Below are 17,866 nucleotides of genomic sequence, written 5' to 3' on the forward strand. Positions count from 1 at the left end.
GAGCCGTCGCTAATTCGGAAGGCAGGTGGCGAGTTGGGGGAACTTCTCGTCGAACTTCTTCGCCCAGCGGACCAGCTTCGAGCGACCCTTTTCCCACTTGCCGGCGAAGCGCAGTGCGAGGTAGCCGATGAGGGCGCGCAGCGCGATATGGCCTGCCGTGATCTTGGCCGGGATTTTCGGCGTGTTCGCGACCAGATAATCGAGCGAGCGCTCGACCTTCGACCACTGTCGTTCGAGCCAGGGCTGGTGGATCTTGTCTTCCGGGCGGAAGCGGCGTTCGTAGACGTGAGCGAGCAGGCAGTCGGCGACGCCGTCGGCAAGGGCTTCGAGCCGCTCGGCCTCCAGCCGCTTCGCGGCGTTGCGCGGGAACATCGCGTTGCCGGAGATCCGGTTGAGGTATTGCGTGATGACACGGCTGTCGAAAACGGCTTCGCCATCGTCGGTGATGAGCACCGGGATCTTGCCGAGCGGATTTGCGTCGATGAGCACGGCCGGATCGACATTGGTGTCGACCGTCACCGCCTCGCAGGCGATGCCAGCATGAGCGGCCGCCATCCGGACCTTGGCGCTGTAGGGAGAGGCGGAGGAGTAGAGGATGCGCGGCATCGTTGTTCCCGGGTGAGGTTGAGGGCGGCGCGACACTATCCATCCTCGGGTTGTCACGGAAGCCCCGCAGCGCCTTGGTTCAGCCACCCCGGACGGGTGGCATCACGGCCTTGTCGAGCCGGCAGTCGCGGCGATCGATTTCGGGACAGGCACGGAATTCGAGGCCCTTGGTGAAGCAGATCCGGACCTCGCGCAGGTAGCGCCGGTCGCAGGTGACGGCGACGCCGTCCGGCTTCAGCTATCGTTGGCTGACAGAAACGATGCCTCGACCTCGTCGGGCCGCACCGTGCGATAGGCGGAGAGCCGCTCGAACTCCGTCGGGATCTCGATTCGCGCGCGGGCGGCACGCACCACATCGAAATAGTCGCGCTGCGACAGCCCGGCACAGGAGCCATGCTTGCGCCACTGGTGACGGATCAGTCCGGCGGACGGCATCAGCGGCAGCATACCGGAGACGATGCCGGGGTCTACGTCGCTCTCGCCCACCGGGCAGTCGGCAGGGTAGCCGCGCTCGAGCTGCGGCCACAGACCGTGAACGACGAACGCGTAGGGACGGCCCGACGCGCATTGCTGGCGATTGGCGTCCGCCCCCTCTGCCTCGCAATAGCTCGGCGACCACGACAGCGACAGGACATAGAAATCGAAGCCTTTTCCGGATTTTACCGGCGTCTGTGGATTCGATGCGGGAGCCGTTGGGGCGGGACCACCGATAGGCGTGTTCGGAGTGGCCGCCTGTTCTTCGCCGCAGGCAGCGAGAAACAGAGACAGGAGCAGGGTGGGAAGACCCGCCCGGCGAAGCGGAAGCAGGATGGTTACCTCAGCACCCGGCAGCGGCCGTTATAGACGTTCCAGCGATCGAAGCCCGAGACGCAGAACTCGACATTGTCGCCGATCGAGGCGAAGCCCATGCCTTCTTCGATGAGATACCAGATCGAGCGAGACTTGCCGTCGGACAGCTCGACGGTGGCGCCGCAGTAGCGACGGCCGATCGGCCAATCTTCCGAAGCCTGATTGTAGCGATGCTGGTGAATGTCGTGGAACGCGACGATGTCGACATCGGGCAGATTCGGCACATGTGTCACCTGATGCCGGAAGCGATGCGAGATCTTGCCGAGGAAACGCTGATCGGCGCAGACGCCGGGATCGGCATAGTCGCGCACCATGTCCGCAGCCTTGGCGGTTCCGGACAGCGAGGCGAGCGCCAAGACCGTCGAGAGAAGCAAACCGAATCGCACCATGGCACCCGAACTCCGCCGTTTCGTCAGGGTCGGACACTCCTGCAACTTGCCGTCGCCGTCAACCGGGTCCGGCCTCTCCGGCGAGCCAATCGACCGACCAGGCAGCGCCTTCGTCCTGTGCCAGCACGTCGGCAAGCACGGGCAGAAGTAGCCTGAGCTCGTCCTCGATCAGGTAAGGCGGATTGACGATGACCATGCCGGTGCCGTCGAGGCGCGGGTAATGGAGAGGCGCGCGGATGGTCAGCGTCGCGTCGAGGACACGCGGGATTCCAAGCGTGGCGAGCTCCCCCCGGAATCGCCCCACCTCCTCGCGGTCCTTCACCGGATACCAGAAGGCGTAGACCCCGCCCGGCCAGCGCCGGTGCGCCGTCCGCAGGCCGTCGAGGATACGGCCGAACTCGTCGTCGATCTCGAAGGGAGGGTCGACCAGCACCAGGCCGCGCTTCTCCTTCGGTGGCACGTGCGCGCCGAGCGCCAGCCAGCCATCGAGTTCGATGACGCGCGTGGCGAAATCGCCGGCGAAACGATTCTTCAGTTCGAAGGCCGCGTCGGGATGGAGCTCGATCGCCGTCAACCTGTCCCGGCCGCGCAGCAGGCGGCGCACGAGCACTGGCGAGCCCGGATAGACCGTGATTCCGCCGCCGGGATTGAGATCGGTGATGCAGTCGAGATAGGGCGCGAGGAGGCTGCGGACGGTAGCCGGCAGGTCGCCCCGCTGTTCGATCAGCCTGCCGATGCCCGTCCGCCACTCGCCGGTCTTCTGCGCCCGCTCGGCCGTGAGATCGTAGAGGCCGCTGCCGGCATGCGTGTCGATGACGCGGAACGGCTTGTCCTTGCGCTTCAGGTATTCGACGATGCGCACGACCAGGACATGCTTGACCACGTCCGCGAAATTGCCGGCATGATAGGCGTGGTCGTAGTTCATGGATGTGCGGTCCGGAGCATGGACGGCCTCTACACCCGCCTTCGAAAAACCGCTAGGGAAGGGGCATGAACACCCACGCCACGTTCGGCCGCACGGCCACATCGAAGACGGGCATCGCCCATTCGGTCTGCCCGCACGACTGTCCCTCAACCTGCGCGCTCGACGTCGAGATCGTCGGTCCGAACCGGATCGGTCGCGTGCACGGCGCGAAGGACAACACCTACACGGCCGGCGTCATCTGCGCGAAGGTCGCGCGCTATGCCGACCGGATCCACCATCCCGACCGGCTGATGAAGCCGCTGATCCGCGCCGGCGCCAAAGGCGAAGGCGTTTGGAAGGACGCCTCGTGGGAGGCTGCGCTCGACCTCGTGGCGGACGAATTCCTGAAGGCGGAGGCCAAGCACGGCAGCGAGACGGTCTGGCCTTATTTCTACGCCGGCACGATGGGTCATGTGCAGCGCGACGGCATCGACCGGTTGCGCAATGCCAAGAAATATTCGGGCTTCTTCGATTCGATCTGCACCAATCTCGCCTGGACCGGCTACACGATGGGCACCGGCCGGCTGGCGGGTGCCGATCCGCGCGAGATCGCCAAATCCGACTGTGTCGTGATCTGGGGCACCAACGCGGTCGTCACGCAGGTCAATGTGATGACGCATGCGGTCAAGGCCCGCAAGGAGCGCGGTGCCAAGATCGTCGCGATCGACATCTACGAGAACGCGACGGTGAAACAGGCCGATATGGGGCTGGTGCTGAAGCCGGGCACCGACGGCGCGTTGGCCTGCGCGGTGATGCATGTGCTGTTCCGCGACAACCTCGCCGACCGAGCTTATCTCGAAAAATATTCCGACGACCCGAAAGGCCTGGAAGAGCATCTGCGGACCCGGACACCGGAATGGGCGGCTGCGATCACAGGACTGTCGGCGGAGGAGATCGAGGCCTTCGCGAAGCTTGTCGGCACGACGAAGCGCACCTTCTTCCGCCTCGGCTACGGCTTCGCGCGCCAGCGCAACGGCGCGGCGAACATGCATGCCGCGCTGTCGGTCTCCGTCGTCGCCGGCCACTGGCAATACGAGGGCGGCGGTGCGTTCCACTCCAACTCGGGCATCTTCAAGTTCGACAAGACGGTGCTGGAGGGGCTGAAGTTCATCGACCCGAAGATCCGGCATCTCGACCACTCGCGCATCGGCCCGATCCTGGTCGGCGAGCCGGACGCGCTGTTCGGCGGTCCGCCGGTGACGGCCTTGCTGATCCAGAACACCAATCCGGTGAACGTGGCCCCGGAGCAGCGCAAGGTGGTGCGGGGCTTCTTGCGCGACGACCTGTTCACCTGTGTGCACGAGCAGTTCATGACCGACACGGCGAAGCTCGCCGACGTCGTGCTGCCGGCGACGATGTTCCTGGAGCACGACGACATCTATACCGGCGGCGGCAATCAGCACATCACGCTGGGTCCCAAGGCGATCGAGCCGCCGGAAACGGTGCGCACCAACCATTTCGTCATCGAGGAACTGGCCAAGCGCCTGGGCGTGTCGCACATGCCGGGCTTCGGGCTTACCGAACGCGAGCATATCGACATCATCCTGGGCAAACGCGGGCTGGGCGGCTTCGATGCGCTGAAGGAAGCACGCTGGGCCGACATGCAGCCGCCCTTCGAGCGTGCGCACTATCTCGACGGTTTCGGCCATCGCGACGGCAAGTTCCATTTCCGGCCGGACTGGACGACCTATGCCGCGCCGAACAAGCCGCCGAAATCGATGGGTGTGTTCGGCGACGTGGCGCGGCTGCCGGTGTTTCCAGATCATGTCGACCTGATTGAGGTCGCGGACGAGGCGCATCCGTTCCGGCTGGCGACCTCGCCGGCGCGCAACTTCCTCAACTCGACCTTCGCCGAAACGCCTGTATCGCGTCAGAAGGAGGGTCGCCCGGAACTGTTGCTCAACCCGGAAGACGCCGAGGCGCTCGGCATCGCGGACGGCGGACGTGTCGAAGTGGGCAACGCGCGCGGCGAAGTGGTGCTGCACGCAAAGCTGTTCGACGGCGTCAAGCGCGGCGTCGTCATTGCGGAAGGCATCTGGCCGAACTCGGCGCATGAGCGCGGCGAGGGGATCAACGTGCTGACCGGCGCCGACGCCGGCCCGCCCTATGGCGGAGCGGCTTTTCACGACAACAAGGTGTGGGTGAGGGCGCTATAGCAGGGCAGCCAGATCACGCGCGCCGTGGACGACGCGGACGATCAGCACGGTATCTGTTTCGACGCGATAGAGGATCAAATAGTTCCCTTCGACAAGCGCGGGCGGACCAATCGCAACTTCCGGCCGCTCGGGGCCAGGTTCGGGAAATTCGGAGAGCAGTCTGATCCGTGCGTCGATGCGCTGTACGATGCGTGTAGCCGCATCAGGGTTGTGAACGGCAATGCCAAGCCAAATGTCCTGAATGTCGCGCTTGGCGAGTTCGGTGCGGTTGATCGGAAACTTACGCACTCTTGCGCTGCATCTCCTCCAGCCGTCGTCTTGCGCCGGAGAGGATCTCCTCGAGGTCGTATTCCCTCGCCGCCCCGCTCGCCAACCCTTCTTCCCATGCCTTGCGCAAGCGTTCGATCTCGGCCTTGCGCAACGGTTCGCGCAACTGCCAGCCGCGCAGGGCGTCGCGGATCACCTCGCTGGTGGACGCATACTGCCCGCTGTCGACGGCTTCCTTGACGGACTGGAGCATCTCCTCTGGCAGGGCGATGCTGATCTTCTCGATGCGACCCATCTTGCGCTCCATTCGGTGGCAAATGTTGCCACCAATACGCAAGAAACGCTACGGCGTGAATCGCGCCAGGCTCTCGATGTCGGCCGTCTTCGGGCGTGGGGCGGGAGCGGAGACGAGGCGGCCGGCACCGGTTTCCTCGCTGAAATCGGCAAAGACCGTGCGTCCGCCCTCCATCCTGGCCTTGCCCTCGGCGACGAGCGCGAGACCGAGCGGATAGATGTGGTGCTCGGCGGCGAGCACGCGGGCGCCGAGCATCTCGGCATCGTCGGAAGCGAGCACGGGCACGGCCGCCTGTGCGATGATCGGTCCGTCATCCATCTCGGGGGTGACGAAATGCACCGTGCAGCCGTGGATGCGCATGCCGGCCGCGAGTGCCTGCTCGTGAGTATTGAGACCCTTGAACAGCGGCAGGAGTGCCGGGTGGATGTTGATCAGCCGGCCGCTCCATCTGGCGACGAAACCGTCGGTCAAGAGGCGAAGATAGCCGGCGAGGCAGACGATCTCGGCCTTCATGCCGGCGAGCGCTTTGTCGAGCGCTGCGTCATGATCCTCGCGCGAGACGCCTTTTGACGGGATGACCGAGGTCGACACGCCCTTGGCGGCGGCGATTGCCAGGCCCTTGGCGTCGGGGCGGTTCGAGATCACGCCGACGATCTCGCCCGGAAAGTCGGGCGAGGCGGCGGCGTCGATCAGCGCGGCCATGTTGGAGCCACGGCCGGAGATCAGGATGGCGACGCGCTTCTTCTTCATTACAGCGCAATCCTCCCGCGATAGATGACGGGCTCGTCGCGCCGCGGCACGATGCGGCCGATTGGCGTGACCGTCTCCCCCTCGCTCTGAAGCACGGCGGCGACCTGCGCGGCCTGGCCGGCGGCAACCACAATCACCATGCCGATGCCGCAATTGAAGGTGCGCATCATCTCGCTGGCCTCGACGCCGCCCGTCTTCGACAGCCAGTCAAACACCGGCTGCACGTCGATTGCGCCGAGGTCGAGTTCGGCCGCCCAGTCCTTCGGCAGCACGCGCGGGATGTTATCGGGATAGCCGCCGCCGGTGATGTGAGCCAGCGCCTTGATGCCGTGCGTGCCGCGGATTGCGGCCAGGACCGGCTTCACATAAATCCGTGTCGGCTCCAGCAGCGCCTCGCCAAGGCTGCGGGCGGGGTCGAAGGGCGCGGGGTCGGTCCATTTCAGGCCCGACAGCCCAACGATCCTGCGCACCAGGGAATAGCCGTTCGAGTGGACGCCGGATGAGGCGAGGCCAAGCAGCACGTCGCCTTCCATGATGTCGTCGGTCGGCAGCAGCGCGCCGCGCTCCGCGGCGCCCACCGCGAATCCGGCAAGGTCGTAGTCGTCGCCGTGATACATGCCGGGCATCTCGGCCGTCTCGCCGCCGATCAGCGCGCAGCCGGCCATGCGGCAGCCGGCTGCAATGCCGGAGACGATCGCTGCGCCCTGGTCGGGGTCGAGCTTGCCGGTGGCGAAATAGTCGAGGAAGAACAGGGGCTCTGCGCCCTGGACGACGAGATCGTTGACGCACATGGCGACAAGGTCGATGCCGATCGTGTCGTGCTTGCCCGCCTCGATCGCGATACGGAGCTTGGTGCCGACGCCGTCATTGGCGGCGACGAGGATCGGGTCGGTGAAGCCGGCGGCCTTGAGGTCGAACAGGCCGCCGAAGCCGCCGATCTCGCCGTCGGCGCCGACGCGCCTGGTCGTGCGCACGATCGGCTTGATCTTCTCGACCATTGCATTGCCGGCATCGATGTCCACGCCGGCCTGCGCATAGGTGAGGCTGTTGCTGCCCGCGGTCATGGGGTCTCCCGTCGACTTCCGAAGCGGCTCTTCGCATGAACCCCGCCGCGTCGCAAGCAGCGTGCCGGACCCGCCTTTGGGAAAGCGCGCCGCGACCTCGCGGCCGCGACGCCTTGCAGCGACCGCCGCGACAGGCCATCTATCGGGCGGGTGGGCGATGGAGGAGGCTCGACACATTGACGATCCCGAACATCATAACGATCCTGCGGCTCTTCCTGGTGCCGGCTGTCATCTGGGCGCTCATGGACCGGCAGGTCGGCTGGGCGCTCGGCCTGTTCGTGCTGGCCGGCGTCTCGGACGGGGTCGATGGCTTCATCGCGCGGCATTTCAACCAGCGTTCCAAGCTCGGCGCTTACCTAGACCCAGTCGCGGACAAGCTGCTCCTGGTCTCCGTGTTCGTGGTGCTCGGCTACATGGGCGAATTGCCGCTGTGGCTGGTGATCGCGGCCGTGTCGCGCGACGCGCTGATCATCTCGGCGGTGATGCTGTCGACGGTGATGGGGCATCCGGTGGAGGTGAAACCGCTCTACGTGTCGAAGGCGAACACGGCGGTGCAGATTCTACTGGCGGCGCTGGTGCTGGCCGATCTCGCCTTCAGCCTCGGGCTGGGCACGGTGCGCGACGGCTTCGTGATCCTGTCCGGGCTCTTGACCGTGGCTTCGGCGGCGGCCTATCTCGTCGCTTGGCTCACGCATATGGGTGGTTATGCCGAAACGGACAAAACAGGCTGAGCACCCGGCTGCGAACGCGCATTCGACGCCGCAGATGCCGGCCGCGGCGCAGCTCGCAGTGAACGAGGAGATCGCGGACGCGGTGCTGGCCGGCGCGTTCCGGCGCCAGATCGCCTTTTGGGCCGGCGCCTTCGCGCTGCTCGTCGCCTTCCTCTACATGTTCTCGTCGATCTTGCTGCCGTTTGCGGCCGGAATGGTGTTGGCCTATTTCCTCGATCCGGTCGCGGACCGGCTGGAGGCCTGGTTCGGCTCCCGGCTGGTGGCGGCCATCGTCATCCTGCTTGGCTTCATCGTCGCGCTCGTGCTGGCGCTGATGGTGATCGTGCCGATCTTGGCGACGCAGGGCGCGGACCTGATCGCCAAGATGCCGGAATATCTGGCGCGGCTCCAGACACTGATCACCAGCATCGACCCGGAATGGCTGAAGGAGCGCTTCGGGGTCGACGCGGGCAACCTGCGCAGTGCGCTGTCCTCGCTCGTTTCGCAAGGCGCGGGCTTCGTCACCACCATCTTCGAATCGATCCTGAGCTCGGGTCTGGCGCTGGTGAACGTGGCCGGGCTGGTGGTCATCACCCCCGTCGTTGCCTTCTATATGCTGGTCGACTGGGACCGCATGGTCGCAACGGTGGACGGCTGGGTGCCGCGCGACCATGTCGCGACCGTTCGTGCCATCGCCAACGACATCAACGCGTCGACCGCCGGCTTCGTGCGCGGGCAGGGCACGCTCTGCCTGGTTCTGGGCATCATGTATGCTGTGGGGCTGACCATCGCCGGATTGAACTTCGGCCTGCTGATCGGCCTGTTCGCCGGATTGATCTCGTTCATCCCCTATGTCGGCTCGCTCGTCGGGCTGGTGCTGGCGGTCGGCGTGGCGCTGGTGCAGTTCTGGCCGGACTGGATCATGGTTGCGGCGGTGGCCGGCATCTTCTTCCTCGGCCAGTTCATAGAAGGCAACATCCTGCAGCCAAAGCTCGTGGGCAACAGCGTCGGGCTGCATCCTGTATGGCTGATGTTCGCCCTGCTCGCCTTCGGCTCGCTGTTCGGCTTCGTCGGCCTGCTGATCGCCGTTCCGGCCGCCGCCGCCGTTGCTGTCCTCGTCCGCTTCGCGCTCGGCCGCTACCTCGAGTCTCCTCTCTACCGGGGACACGGGCCGGACGCACCGCTGGCCTGAGGCGACACCGATGCAGGACCAGCGGCCCCCCGCGCAGCTTCCGCTCGACCTGACGAGCGGCCCCGGCCTGTCGCGCGACGAACTCGTCGTCACCGGCGCGAACACCGCGGCGACGACGCTGGTCGACCGTTGGCCGGACTGGCCGACGCCCGTTGTGGTGCTGGCAGGTCCCGCGGGGGCCGGAAAGTCGCATCTCGCGTCAATCTGGTCGGAGGCTGCGGCCGCGCGTTCAACCGAACCCGGCCTGATCGATCCCGATGTCGTCTCCTTCGCTGCCTCCGGTGGCGCGGTGCTGATCGATGGCGTCGAGGGGGACGTCGACGAGACCGGCCTCTTCCATCTGATCAACGCGGCGCGGGAAGGGGGAGGGCACGTTCTCCTGACCTCGCGCCGGTTTCCCGCCGCCTGGGGCGTGCGCTTGGCCGACCTTGCATCGCGGCTGAAAGCGGCGACGATCGTCGAGATCGAGGAGCCGGACGACCTGCTGCTGACGGCAGTGGTGACCAAGCTTTTCGCCGACCGGCAGGTACAGGTCGAGCCGCATGTCGTGACCTATATCGTCAACCGCATCGAGCGGTCGCTGTCGACCGCGATGGTCGTGGTGGAGCGGCTCGATCAGGCCGCGCTGTCCCGCAAGACCCGGATCACGCGCGCCTTGGCGGCCGACATCATCGGTGCCGCCGAGAGCGGGCAGGAGAAGCTGGATTTATAATCCCGGAGTAAAAGCGAGCCTCCATCAGGACGTAATAGCGCGTCGGCTCGAGTGTTCCGGCGAAAGCATTTTCCAACAATGTACGAGGGGCGACGACCTACACCGTCGCCAGGCCTAGAGCTCGGGTTCCGGCGGTGGCCCCACGTCTTCGGGCGGAGGCATTTCTTGCGATGGTGGCGGCGCGGTCTGGGTAGGATCGATCACCTGTCCGCCGCCGAGCCCGGCTGCTCCGTGGCCGCCTTCGCCCGTCTCCATCCAGGTGGCGTCGCCGTTCGGCTGCATTGAGGTCATGCTCGGATCCACCGGTGCCGCTCCCTCCTGGCTGCGGTCGGAGAGCACAAGTTTCGTGGGACGGCCACCTTCATAGACGATGAGAAAGCCGTTCGCGGGCAGGATCGCCGCCAGAACGTCGCCGAGGTCGCCGCGGAAACGGCCGTTGATCGGCTGGTCGTCGCCGACCTGGCCGGCGACCTTGAAGCCGAAGCGCTGCGCCATCTCGGCCATGACCTCGCCCCGTTGCATCTCGGAGATCGTGACAGTCATGGCCTTGGCGTCGCCATTGATCGCCATCTCGGCCGAAGCATCCAGGCTGCCCGCAAGGAGCAGCGCGGCCGCGGCAGGCAGTGCCGCGCCCGTGTGCAGCCTGCGACCTTTCCACCCAGGTTCCGTGATCTGGCTCTTGCGCGCAAACATGTCTCGCTCCCGGCACGCGAAAGCTTTGGGCACAACCTTTGTCAGCATGATGGCATGCCGTCCGGCCGCTGGTCGGAGTGGCAGGATTCGAACCTGCGACCCCCTGATCCCAAATCAGGTGCGCTACCAGGCTGCGCTACACTCCGGACGGCCACTCCCCTAGTGGATCACGCCGGCAAGGGCAAGGGCATCTGCTCTTGACGGGACGGCGGCTGTGCGCGATGCAGCAGCGTTACGTGAAGACGAGGCGCCCATGTCCGCGAGAATCTATAGCCCCGCGAAAACCGCGATGCAGTCCGGCAAGGCCAAGACCGGCCATTGGGTACTGGACTTCGACCCCGAACAGCCGCGCAAGATCGACCCCTTGATGGGTTACACCACATCCGGCGACATGAAGAGCCAGATCCGGCTGACCTTCGAGACGAAGGAAGAGGCGATCGCCTATGCCGAGAAGCACGGCATCGACTACCGCGTACAGGAGCCGAAGGACGCCAAGCGCCGGCAGATTTCCTATTCCGACAATTTCCGCTATGACCGCAAGGTGCCGTGGACGCACTAGCTCTCGCACGCTACCCGGTCCCGTAGCTCAGCTGGATAGAGCACCGGCCTTCTAAGCCGATGGTCACAGGTTCGAATCCTGTCGGGATCGCCATTTTTCTCTAGCAGCCTGAAAACGGCCATTCGCCTGATGTGTGAAGCAGGCATGCCGCGAATTCTGCGGCTTAGACGAACCTCTCTATGCTTGTTCGTTTCTGGATCGCGACGATCCTAAGCTTTCCGAACAGGCCGGACGAGAGTGAATTATCTCTCCGGGCAAATTGACTTTGCGTAAGATCCAGCAGATCAATCAGTTAGTGGGGTGGGAATAAGGCTGGAGGGTTTGATGAGAAGCATCGTGGGCCGACTGTTCTTCGTCGGCGCAGTGTTTTGTGCGGGCGCGACCGCTGCGACGGCGCAGTCCAATCATTTTCGGGGGAATGCCTGCATCCAGACCGTTTCGGCTGGGTGTGCGGCAATCGGCGTGACGGTAGGCAACTGTTCGACGGCGCGCTACCGGCCGGCGAACTACAACGGGCAGGGCAACAGCAGCCGGCTTTCGCTGTTCAATCCCTATTATGCGCAGAATTTCACCCTGCCGACCGGCTCGCTCGTGGGGGCGACGCTCAAAAACGTGAACGTCACGCAGGTCGGCCAGAGCGCGACGCTCTACACGGCCAAGGCGCGTATCCCGGCCCAAGTTCCCGCCTCGCCGGTAGCGGCGACGATCTACCTCAACGCGACGATCGACATCAACGGCTTCGATTCGGACGCGCCGACCTGCAATGTGCGGATGCGCTTCCAGGGGCAGCGCTTCCCGCTCTAGCGATCAAATCGGAACGGACGCGGCATCGGCGGGAAGCGACCTTTCCGCCGATGTTGCGTCGCTCAGGCGGCCGCTGCCGCCGAGAGGCCGCGGGAAATGTCGGCCTTAAGATCCTTGACGTCTTCAAGGCCGATCTGCAGGCGCATGACCGGGCCTTCGTAGGGACCCTTGGCGATGACTCGATCGCCGAGGAAGACCGGCACGGCGAGGCTTTCGTAACCGCCCCAGGAATAGCCGAGGCCGAAGATCTGGAGCGCGTCGAGGAAGGCATGCGCCTGTTTCTCGCCGCCGCCCGCGAGCACGACCGAGAAGATACCGCTCGCGCCGGAGAAATCGCGCTTCCAGAGCGCATGGCCGGGGAAGCTCTCGAGTGCGGGGTGCAATACACGCGCGACGCCGTTCTGCCCTTCAAGCCAGCGGGCGATGTCGAGCGCGCTCTGCTGGTGATGCGCAAGCCTGACCCCCATCGTGCGCAAGCCGCGCAGCACCTGGTAGACGTCGTCGGGGCCGGCGCAGCAGCCGAGCGTGTTGAAGGCCTCGGAAAGCTTCGGCCAGCAGGCTGCGTTCGCCGACACTGTCCCGAGCAGCACGTCGGAATGGCCGGCGGGATATTTCGTGGCGGCGTGGATTGAGATGTCGACACCATGGTCTAGTGGGCGCAGGTAGAGCGGGGTCGCCCAGGTGTTGTCCATCATCACGACGGCACCGCCCGCATGCGCGGCCTTGGCGATGGCGGGGATGTCCTGGATCTCGAACGTATTCGAGCCGGGAGATTCGGTGAAGACAACCCTTGTGTTCGGCTTCATCAGGGCCGCGAGACCGGCTCCGACCAGCGGGTCGTAATATTCCACCTCGACGCCAAGGCGCTTGAGCATCGTATCGGCGAAATGCCGGGTCGGACGGTAGACGGAATCGGTGATGAGCACGTGGTCGCCCGCCGCGACGAAGCCCAGCAGCGGCACGGTGACCGCCGCGAGGCCCGAGGGCACGACGATCGTGCCGGCCGAGCCTTCGAGGTGGTCGATCGCCGTCGCGAGCGCGTCCGTTGTCGGAGTGCCGCGGGTGCCGTAGGTGTATTTCTGCCCGCGCGTCGCCATCGTGCGGGCGTCCGGAAACAGGACCGTGGAAGCGTGGACCACCGGCGGGTTGACGAAGCCGTGGAAGTCGCGCGGGTCGTTGCCGATATGCGCAAGCCTCGTGTTGACCCCGAATCCGTCCGTCTTGCCTGCCATGTCCATGCGGTTCCCGATGCGAAACCCGCTGCATATAAGCTGCGCAGCGCGAGCGCAATTACATGGCAATGTGGCGCACGGACGATCAGGCGGCAGCGCGTAGCTGCGAAAAAGGCATAAGTCTCAAGGTATCTTCGATGAAAAAGTCTTGCGGAACATGCGCTCTGTCATAGGAGACTTGACCTCGCTGGAATAATCGCCTTCGATAAACTCCGTGAACGGGAAGGTGCGGGAAACGGACAGAAAATGGCGTTTCCGAAAGCGTGGGGAACGCTGCGCATCCTATCCATGGGTAGGCGTACGGGGTGGAACAGCCCTGCAGCTATAACAAAAAGGGGTTCAGTACGATGACTAGCAAGATTCTCCTGGGACTCGCCGGCGCGGCCGTTTTCGCGCTGTCGGCAGCCGGTGCATCCGCCGCCACGCTCGATGACGTTAAGGCCCGCGGTGTGCTGAAATGCGGTGTCAACACCGGCCTCGCCGGCTTCGCCGCGCCGAACGACAAGGGCGAGTATTCCGGCTTCGACGTCGACTACTGCAAGGCGATCGCCGCGGCGATCTTCAACGATACCTCTAAGGTCGAATATACCGGGACGAGCGCAAAGGACCGTTTCGAAGTGCTGGCGAACGGCACCGTCGACGTCCTGGTACGCAACACCACCTGGACGCTGAGCCGCGACACCTCGCTGAAGTTCAACTTCGCGGGCGTCAACTACTATGACGGCCAGGGCTTCATGATCAACACGAAGAAGGTACCGGGCGTGAACTCGGCGCTGCAGCTCTCGGGCGCCGCGGTCTGCGTGCAGACCGGCACGACGACGGAGCTGAACCTCGCCGACTACTTCCGCGCCAACAAGATGGAATACAATCCGGTCGTCTTCGAGAAGCTCGAAGAGGTCAACGCGGCGTACGATTCCGGCCGCTGCGATGTCTACACCACCGACCAGTCCGGCCTCTATGCCATCCGCCTGCAGCTGAGCGCGCCTGGCGACCACATGGTGCTGCCCGAGATCATCTCGAAGGAGCCGCTCGGACCGCTGGTGCGTCAAGGCGACGACCAATGGTTCGACCTCGTGAAGTGGGTCTCGAACGCCCTGGTTATCACCGAGGAGCTCGGCATCACCCAGGCGAACGTCGAGGAGATGAAGGGCTCCGACAACCCCGAGATCAAGCGCGTGCTGGGCATGGAAGCCAACGCCAAGTTCGGCGCCGATCTCGGCCTCGGCGAGGACTGGGTCGTCAACATCGTCAAGGGCGTCGGCAATTACGGCGAGATCTTCGAGAAGAACATCGGCACCGAAAGCCCGCTCAAGATCCAGCGCGGCCTGAACGCTCTCTGGTCGAAGGGCGGCCTCCAGTACGCACCGCCCATTCGCTGACCTTCTGGCAGGCAGACCGGGGACGGCACCCGCCGCCCCCGGAACGTCGCAACAGGAGGCCGGTATGGCGAACGAACAGGTATTGCGCAGCGACGGTGCGCCACGGGTTCCTTTAATCTACAATCCCGTCGTCCGCGGGATCGCCTTCCAGATCTTCGCCTTCGTCGCGCTGTTCGCGCTGATCGTGTGGATCGTCAACAACACGCAGGAAAACCTGCGCCGCATCGGCCGCACCATCTCGTTCGATTTCCTGAACGAGCGCGCCGGTTTCGACATCGGCCAGTCGCTCATCGCCTACACGGCGGACTCCAGCTACTCGACCGCGCTTGTCGTCGGCTTCCTGAACACAATCCTCATCGCGCTCGTCGGCATCGTGACGGCGACGATCGTGGGGTTCGTCATCGGCATCGGCCGCCTGTCGCGCAACTGGCTGATCCGCAGCCTGTGCACGGTCTATGTCGAGGTGTTCCGCAACATACCGCCGCTGCTCGTCATCTTCTTCTGGTATCTCGGCGTGCTGGCGATCCTGCCGCAGCCGCGCGACGCGTTTAACCTTCCCTTCGGCGCGCTGCTCTCCAATCGCGGCCTTACCATCCCGACAGTCGTCTGGGGGCAGGGCGCATGGCTCGTCGGTGTTGCCTTCCTGGTCGCGATCGCCATGTGCTTCTTCGTCGCCAACCGCGCGAAGGCGCGGCAGATGGCGACCGGCCAGCGCTTCCCGGTGTTCTGGACCTCTGTCGGACTGCTGATCGGTCTGCCGCTCATCGCGCTCGCCGCGGCAGGCTTTCCGATCTCCTTCGACGTGCCCGTGCTGGGGGCCTTTCAGGCGCGTGGCGGCATGATGATCGGGCCGGAGTTTCTTGCGCTCTATCTGTCGCTGTCGCTCTATACCGCCTCGTTCATCGCCGAGATCGTGCGTGCGGGCATCAAGGGGGTCGGACGCGGCCAGACGGAGGCAGCGCATGCGCTCGGCCTGCGGTCCGGCACCACGACCCGCCTCGTCGTCATCCCACAGGCGCTGCGCATCATCGTTCCCCCGCTGACCAGCCAGTACCTCAACCTGACGAAGAACTCGTCGCTGGCGATCGCCGTTGGCTATCCGGACCTCGTCTCGGTCGGTGGAACGATCCTGAACAAGAGCGGCAACTCGATCCAGATCGTTGCGATCTGGATGGTGGTCTACCTCACCATAAGCCTTGCCATGTCGTTCTTCATGAACTGGTTCAACGCCCGCGTGCGGCTGGTCGAGCGCTGAGGAGGCCGTCATGCAGGAAAACCAGATCGCCTATGTGCGGCAGGACATGGAACTGCCCCAGGCTGCTCCCGCCGGCCAGAAGGGTATTGTACACTGGGCACGTACCAATCTGTTCGCCACGCCCAGCGACACCGTACTGACGCTGATCGCGCTCGCGGTCCTTGCCTGGTTTGTGCCGCCAGTGGTTCGCTGGCTGTTCATCGACGCGCAGTGGACGGGCGACAACCGGACCTTCTGTGCCACGGTCTCGCAGGGAGGCATCCAGCCCGATGGCTGGTCGGGCGCGTGCTGGAACTTCGTGATGAACAAGTTCGGGCAGTTCATGTTCAACACCTACCCGATCGACGAACGCTGGCGGCCGACACTGTGCGCCGTGCTCCTGGTGGCGCTGCTGGTGCCGTTCCTGACCCCGCGCGCGCCCTACAAGACGGCCAACGCCATCGGCCTGTTCGTCGTGCTGCCGATCATCGGATACATCCTCTTGCCCGGCGGCTGGTTCGGCCTGCGCTACGTGCCGACCCGCGAGTGGGGCGGATTCATGGTGACGATCATCCTGTCCTATGTCGGCATCGTGGTGTCGCTGCCGGTCGGCGTGCTGCTTGCGCTCGGCCGACGGTCCACCCTGCCGGTCATCAAGGCGTTGTGCGTCGTCTTCATCGAGGTGGTGCGCGGCGTGCCGCTGATCACGGTTCTGTTCATGGCGACGAAGATGCTGCCGCTCTTCATGCCGAACAACGCCAAGATCGACGACTTCCTGTGCGTGTTGATCGGCGTGGCGGTCTTCGCGTCTGCCTATATGGCGGAGGTGATCCGCGGCGGCCTGCAGGCGATCCCGAAGGGCCAGTTCGAGGGCGCGGATTCGCTCGGGCTGTCCTATCCGCAGAAGATGCGGCTGATCATCCTGCCTCAGGCACTGAAGCTGGTGATCCCGGGCATCGTCAACACCTTCATCGGCCTCTTCAAGGACACCAGCCTGGTCTACATCGTCAACATGTTCGACCTTCTGGGCGCGGTACGCCGTAACTTCTCGGACGCGAACTGGATCACGCCGCAGACGCCGCTCACGGGCCTCATCTTCGCGGGCTTCGTGTTCTGGATCTTCTGCTTCGGCATGTCGCGCTATTCGATCTACATGGAACGCCGGCTCGACACCGGCTACAGAAGATAGGGGAACCACCATGGCCAGCGAGAACGCCGTTTCGGCAGAAGAGCTCGAGGTCGACCGCTCCAAGATGCAGGTCTCCTCGACGGAGGTCGCCGTCGAGATCGTCGGCATGCACAAATGGTATGGCGACTTCCACGTGCTCAAGGACATCAACCTCAAGGTCATGCGTGGCGAGCGCATCGTCATCTGCGGTCCGTCCGGCTCGGGCAAGTCGACGCTGATCCGCTGCATCAACCGGCTGGAGGAGCACCAGAAAGGCAAGATCGTCGTCGACGGCAAGGAACTGACCAACGACCTGAAGAAGATCGACGAGGTGCGTCGCGAGGTCGGAATGGTGTTCCAGCACTTCAACCTTTTCCCGCACCTGACGATCCTGGAGAACTGCACGCTGGCGCCGATCTGGGTGCGGAAAATCCCGAAGAAGCAGGCCGAGGAGACGGCCATGCACTTCCTGCGCCGAGTGAAAATTCCCGAGCAGGCCAACAAGTATCCGGGACAGCTGTCGGGCGGCCAGCAGCAGCGCGTGGCGATCGCCCGCTCTCTCTGCATGAACCCGCGCATCATGCTGTTTGATGAGCCGACCTCGGCGCTCGATCCGGAAATGATCAAGGAAGTGCTGGAGACGATGGTGGGCTTGGCCGAGGAAGGCATGACGATGCTGTGCGTCACCCACGAGATGGGTTTCGCGCGAAAAGTCGCCAACCGGGTGATCTTCATGGACCAGGGCCAGATCGTCGAGCAGAATACGCCCGCCGAATTCTTCGACCATCCGCGCCATGAGCGGACGAAGCTGTTCTTGAGCCAGATTCTTCACTGACGGCTGGC

At 64.6% G+C, this 17,866-nt stretch carries 20 protein-coding genes and 2 tRNA genes; 11 read left to right on the top strand and 11 right to left on the bottom strand.

Annotation, left to right across the window (positions count from 1 at the left end; genetic code table 11):
* Positions 1-9: 9 nt before the first annotated feature.
* The 4 genes from B9Z03_RS14745 to B9Z03_RS14760 all read right to left on the bottom strand — a co-directional run bounded on the left by B9Z03_RS14745 (position 10) and on the right by B9Z03_RS14760 (position 2,769).
* On the bottom strand, positions 10-606 hold the full coding sequence (locus B9Z03_RS14745; protein ID WP_085464905.1) for a glutathione S-transferase: 597 nt from the start codon (positions 604-606) through the stop codon (positions 10-12).
* Between the two features lie 234 nt (positions 607-840).
* Positions 841-1,437, bottom strand: coding sequence for a ribonuclease T2 family protein (locus tag B9Z03_RS14750; RefSeq protein ID WP_348529079.1), 597 nt, complete (start codon positions 1,435-1,437; stop codon positions 841-843).
* Positions 1,419-1,844, bottom strand: coding sequence for a hypothetical protein (locus B9Z03_RS14755; RefSeq protein ID WP_085464906.1), 426 nt, complete (start codon positions 1,842-1,844; stop codon positions 1,419-1,421). Before B9Z03_RS14755 ends, B9Z03_RS14750 begins: the two co-directional genes overlap by 19 nt.
* 58 nt (positions 1,845-1,902) lie before the next feature.
* The gene (locus B9Z03_RS14760; RefSeq protein WP_085464907.1) at positions 1,903-2,769 is read right to left on the bottom strand and encodes a 23S rRNA (adenine(2030)-N(6))-methyltransferase RlmJ; all 867 of its coding nucleotides are present in this window, start codon (positions 2,767-2,769) and stop codon (positions 1,903-1,905) included.
* A 65-nt stretch (positions 2,770-2,834) separates the two neighbouring features.
* Between B9Z03_RS14760 and B9Z03_RS14765 the strand changes: the two genes are divergently transcribed.
* Positions 2,835-4,964: a molybdopterin-containing oxidoreductase family protein gene (locus B9Z03_RS14765; RefSeq protein ID WP_085464908.1), complete on the top strand. Its 2,130-nt coding sequence runs from the start codon at positions 2,835-2,837 to the stop codon at positions 4,962-4,964.
* On the opposite strand, the gene B9Z03_RS14770 is transcribed toward B9Z03_RS14765, so the two are convergent.
* Genes B9Z03_RS14770 through purM form a run of 4 tightly spaced genes read right to left on the bottom strand, consistent with a single transcriptional unit; the run spans position 4,959 to position 7,340 of the window.
* Positions 4,959-5,252, bottom strand: a complete 294-nt coding sequence (locus tag B9Z03_RS14770) for a type II toxin-antitoxin system RelE/ParE family toxin (RefSeq protein ID WP_085464909.1) — start codon at positions 5,250-5,252, stop codon at positions 4,959-4,961. The genes B9Z03_RS14765 and B9Z03_RS14770 overlap by 6 nt on opposite strands.
* Entirely contained in the window at positions 5,245-5,526 is a 282-nt protein-coding gene (locus B9Z03_RS14775; RefSeq protein ID WP_085467667.1) for a type II toxin-antitoxin system ParD family antitoxin, read from the bottom strand. The genes B9Z03_RS14770 and B9Z03_RS14775 overlap by 8 nt, the downstream gene beginning before the upstream one ends.
* A gap of 48 nt (positions 5,527-5,574) precedes the next feature.
* On the bottom strand, positions 5,575-6,276 hold the full coding sequence (gene purN / locus B9Z03_RS14780) for a phosphoribosylglycinamide formyltransferase (protein WP_085464910.1): 702 nt from the start codon (positions 6,274-6,276) through the stop codon (positions 5,575-5,577).
* Positions 6,276-7,340, bottom strand: coding sequence for a phosphoribosylformylglycinamidine cyclo-ligase (gene purM, locus B9Z03_RS14785; protein ID WP_085464911.1), 1,065 nt, complete (start codon positions 7,338-7,340; stop codon positions 6,276-6,278). Before purM ends, purN begins: the two co-directional genes overlap by 1 nt.
* A 176-nt stretch (positions 7,341-7,516) precedes the next feature.
* On the opposite strand from purM, the gene B9Z03_RS14790 reads away from it, so the two are divergent.
* The 3 genes from B9Z03_RS14790 to hdaA are packed head-to-tail and all read left to right on the top strand — an operon-like array spanning position 7,517 to position 9,954.
* Positions 7,517-8,071 (top strand): CDP-alcohol phosphatidyltransferase family protein, encoded by a 555-nt coding sequence (locus B9Z03_RS14790; protein ID WP_085464912.1) that lies wholly within the window; start codon positions 7,517-7,519, stop codon positions 8,069-8,071.
* A gap of 34 nt (positions 8,072-8,105) precedes the next feature.
* Positions 8,106-9,242 (top strand): AI-2E family transporter, encoded by a 1,137-nt coding sequence (locus B9Z03_RS14795; RefSeq protein WP_085464913.1) that lies wholly within the window; start codon positions 8,106-8,108, stop codon positions 9,240-9,242.
* 10 nt (positions 9,243-9,252) lie between these two features.
* Entirely contained in the window at positions 9,253-9,954 is a 702-nt protein-coding gene (gene hdaA, locus B9Z03_RS14800) for a DnaA regulatory inactivator HdaA (RefSeq protein ID WP_085464914.1), read from the top strand.
* 114 nt (positions 9,955-10,068) lie between these two features.
* Here hdaA and B9Z03_RS14805 read toward each other — a convergent pair whose 3' ends face one another.
* Together B9Z03_RS14805 and B9Z03_RS14810 are read right to left on the bottom strand one after the other, a co-directional pair.
* Positions 10,069-10,647, bottom strand: coding sequence for a hypothetical protein (locus B9Z03_RS14805; protein WP_085464915.1), 579 nt, complete (start codon positions 10,645-10,647; stop codon positions 10,069-10,071).
* Between the two features lie 69 nt (positions 10,648-10,716).
* Positions 10,717-10,793 (bottom strand) — tRNA-Pro (locus B9Z03_RS14810).
* A gap of 107 nt (positions 10,794-10,900) precedes the next feature.
* Between B9Z03_RS14810 and B9Z03_RS14815 the strand changes: the two genes are divergently transcribed.
* The 3 genes from B9Z03_RS14815 (at position 10,901) to B9Z03_RS14825 (ending at position 12,010) form a co-directional block, all read left to right on the top strand.
* Entirely contained in the window at positions 10,901-11,206 is a 306-nt protein-coding gene (locus B9Z03_RS14815) for an ETC complex I subunit (protein WP_085464916.1), read from the top strand.
* 16 nt (positions 11,207-11,222) lie between these two features.
* Positions 11,223-11,299 (top strand) — tRNA-Arg (locus B9Z03_RS14820).
* A 231-nt stretch (positions 11,300-11,530) separates the two neighbouring features.
* Complete coding sequence (locus tag B9Z03_RS14825; protein WP_085464917.1) at positions 11,531-12,010, top strand: hypothetical protein; 480 nt, start codon at positions 11,531-11,533, stop codon at positions 12,008-12,010.
* Positions 12,011-12,072: 62 nt separating this feature from the next.
* Here B9Z03_RS14825 and B9Z03_RS14830 read toward each other — a convergent pair whose 3' ends face one another.
* A complete protein-coding gene (locus B9Z03_RS14830; RefSeq protein WP_085467668.1) occupies positions 12,073-13,242 on the bottom strand; it encodes a cystathionine beta-lyase in 1,170 nt (389 codons plus the stop codon).
* Between the two features lie 347 nt (positions 13,243-13,589).
* Between B9Z03_RS14830 and B9Z03_RS14835 the strand changes: the two genes are divergently transcribed.
* From B9Z03_RS14835 to B9Z03_RS14850, 4 genes are all read left to right on the top strand, one after another.
* The gene (locus B9Z03_RS14835; protein WP_085464918.1) at positions 13,590-14,621 is read left to right on the top strand and encodes an amino acid ABC transporter substrate-binding protein; all 1,032 of its coding nucleotides are present in this window, start codon (positions 13,590-13,592) and stop codon (positions 14,619-14,621) included.
* Positions 14,622-14,685: 64 nt separating this feature from the next.
* Entirely contained in the window at positions 14,686-15,876 is a 1,191-nt protein-coding gene (locus tag B9Z03_RS14840) for an amino acid ABC transporter permease (RefSeq protein ID WP_085464919.1), read from the top strand.
* Between the two features lie 10 nt (positions 15,877-15,886).
* The gene (locus B9Z03_RS14845; RefSeq protein WP_085464920.1) at positions 15,887-17,044 is read left to right on the top strand and encodes an amino acid ABC transporter permease; all 1,158 of its coding nucleotides are present in this window, start codon (positions 15,887-15,889) and stop codon (positions 17,042-17,044) included.
* A gap of 10 nt (positions 17,045-17,054) precedes the next feature.
* Positions 17,055-17,858: an amino acid ABC transporter ATP-binding protein gene (locus B9Z03_RS14850; RefSeq protein ID WP_085464921.1), complete on the top strand. Its 804-nt coding sequence runs from the start codon at positions 17,055-17,057 to the stop codon at positions 17,856-17,858.
* Positions 17,859-17,866: the final 8 nt, after the last annotated feature.

This window comes from Mesorhizobium australicum (assembly GCF_900177325.1).
GTDB lineage: Bacteria > Pseudomonadota > Alphaproteobacteria > Rhizobiales > Rhizobiaceae > Mesorhizobium_A > Mesorhizobium_A australicum_A.

Bases quoted from the DNA above. Each gene is read 5' to 3' on its own strand.
- B9Z03_RS14745 (WP_085464905.1), bottom strand. From the start codon at position 606: ATGCCGCGCATCCTCTACTCCTCCGCCTCTCCCTACAGCGCCAAGGTC.
- B9Z03_RS14755 (WP_085464906.1), bottom strand. From the start codon at position 1,844: ATGGTGCGATTCGGTTTGCTTCTCTCGACGGTCTTGGCGCTCGCCTCG.
- B9Z03_RS14760 (WP_085464907.1), bottom strand. From the start codon at position 2,769: ATGAACTACGACCACGCCTATCATGCCGGCAATTTCGCGGACGTGGTC.
- B9Z03_RS14765 (WP_085464908.1), top strand. From the start codon at position 2,835: ATGAACACCCACGCCACGTTCGGCCGCACGGCCACATCGAAGACGGGC.
- B9Z03_RS14775 (WP_085467667.1), bottom strand. From the start codon at position 5,526: ATGGGTCGCATCGAGAAGATCAGCATCGCCCTGCCAGAGGAGATGCTC.
- purN (WP_085464910.1), bottom strand. From the start codon at position 6,276: ATGAAGAAGAAGCGCGTCGCCATCCTGATCTCCGGCCGTGGCTCCAAC.
- purM (WP_085464911.1), bottom strand. From the start codon at position 7,340: ATGACCGCGGGCAGCAACAGCCTCACCTATGCGCAGGCCGGCGTGGAC.
- B9Z03_RS14795 (WP_085464913.1), top strand. From the start codon at position 8,106: ATGCCGGCCGCGGCGCAGCTCGCAGTGAACGAGGAGATCGCGGACGCG.
- hdaA (WP_085464914.1), top strand. From the start codon at position 9,253: ATGCAGGACCAGCGGCCCCCCGCGCAGCTTCCGCTCGACCTGACGAGC.
- B9Z03_RS14805 (WP_085464915.1), bottom strand. From the start codon at position 10,647: ATGTTTGCGCGCAAGAGCCAGATCACGGAACCTGGGTGGAAAGGTCGC.
- B9Z03_RS14815 (WP_085464916.1), top strand. From the start codon at position 10,901: ATGTCCGCGAGAATCTATAGCCCCGCGAAAACCGCGATGCAGTCCGGC.
- B9Z03_RS14825 (WP_085464917.1), top strand. From the start codon at position 11,531: ATGAGAAGCATCGTGGGCCGACTGTTCTTCGTCGGCGCAGTGTTTTGT.
- B9Z03_RS14830 (WP_085467668.1), bottom strand. From the start codon at position 13,242: ATGGCAGGCAAGACGGACGGATTCGGGGTCAACACGAGGCTTGCGCAT.
- B9Z03_RS14835 (WP_085464918.1), top strand. From the start codon at position 13,590: ATGACTAGCAAGATTCTCCTGGGACTCGCCGGCGCGGCCGTTTTCGCG.
- B9Z03_RS14840 (WP_085464919.1), top strand. From the start codon at position 14,686: ATGGCGAACGAACAGGTATTGCGCAGCGACGGTGCGCCACGGGTTCCT.
- B9Z03_RS14845 (WP_085464920.1), top strand. From the start codon at position 15,887: ATGCAGGAAAACCAGATCGCCTATGTGCGGCAGGACATGGAACTGCCC.
- B9Z03_RS14850 (WP_085464921.1), top strand. From the start codon at position 17,055: ATGGCCAGCGAGAACGCCGTTTCGGCAGAAGAGCTCGAGGTCGACCGC.